This window comes from Nocardia tengchongensis, assembly GCF_054781395.1.
This window is the reverse complement of record NZ_BAAGUM010000028.1, coordinates 1-1,314: the sequence shown is the minus strand read 5'-3', so window position 1 is coordinate 1,314 and position 1,314 is coordinate 1. Positions and strand designations below refer to the sequence as shown.

Below are 1,314 nucleotides of genomic sequence, written 5' to 3'. Positions count from 1 at the left end.
GGCCTATTAGTACCAGTCACCTACACCTGTTACCAGGCTTCCAGTTCTGGCCTATCAACCCAATGGTCTGTTGGGGGCCTTACCCCCTCGAGGGGGTGAGAAACCTCATCTTGGAACAGGCTTCCCGCTTAGATGCTTTCAGCGGTTATCCCTTCCGAACGTGGCCAACCAGCCGTGCTCCTGGCGGAACAACTGGCACACCAGAGGTTCGTCCGTCCCGGTCCTCTCGTACTAGGGACAGCCTTCCTCAAGTTTCTAACGCGCGCGGCGGATAGAGACCGAACTGTCTCACGACGTTCTAAACCCAGCTCGCGTGCCGCTTTAATGGGCGAACAGCCCAACCCTTGGGACCTACTCCAGCCCCAGGATGCGACGAGCCGACATCGAGGTGCCAAACCATCCCGTCGATATGGACTCTTGGGGAAGATCAGCCTGTTATCCCCGGGGTACCTTTTATCCGTTGAGCGACACCGCTTCCACTTGCCGGTGCCGGATCACTAGTCCCGACTTTCGTCCCTGCTCGACCTGTCGGTCTCACAGTCAAGCTCCCTTGTGCACTTGCACTCAACACCTGATTGCCAACCAGGCTGAGGGAACCTTTGGGCGCCTCCGTTACATTTTGGGAGGCAACCGCCCCAGTTAAACTACCCACCAGGCACTGTCCCTGAACCCGATCAGGGTCCGAGGTTAGAGGTCCAATACGATCAGAGTGGTATTTCAACGATGACTCCACAAACACTGGCGTGCCTGCTTCACAGTCTCCCACCTATCCTACACAAACCGTACCGAACACCAATACCAAGCTATAGTGAAGGTCCCGGGGTCTTTTCGTCCTGCCGCGCGTAACGAGCATCTTTACTCGTACTGCAATTTCGCCGAGTCTGTGGTTGAGACAGCTGAGAAGTCGTTACGCCATTCGTGCAGGTCGGAACTTACCCGACAAGGAATTTCGCTACCTTAGGATGGTTATAGTTACCACCGCCGTTTACCGGGGCTTAAATTCTCAGCTTCGCTCCGAAGAGCTAACCGGTCCTCTTAACCTTCCGGCACCGGGCAGGCGTCAGTCCGTATACATCGTCTTACGACTTCGCACGGACCTGTGTTTTTAGTAAACAGTCGCTTCTCACTGGTCTCTGCGACCCAACCCAGCTCCCACCGCAAGGGTGTTCACCAGACCGGGCCCTCCTTCTCCCGAAGTTACGGAGGTATTTTGCCGAGTTCCTTAACCACAGTTATCTCGATCGCCTTAGTATTCTCTACCTGACCACCTGTGTCGGTTTGGGGTACGGGCCGTGTACCAACTCACTAGAGGCT

The 1,314-nt window shown here is 55.6% G+C and carries 1 rRNA gene; it reads right to left on the bottom strand.

The features are described from left to right. Nucleotides 1-1,314 (bottom strand): 23S ribosomal RNA (locus tag ACYVKL_RS39170); the annotation flags it as partial.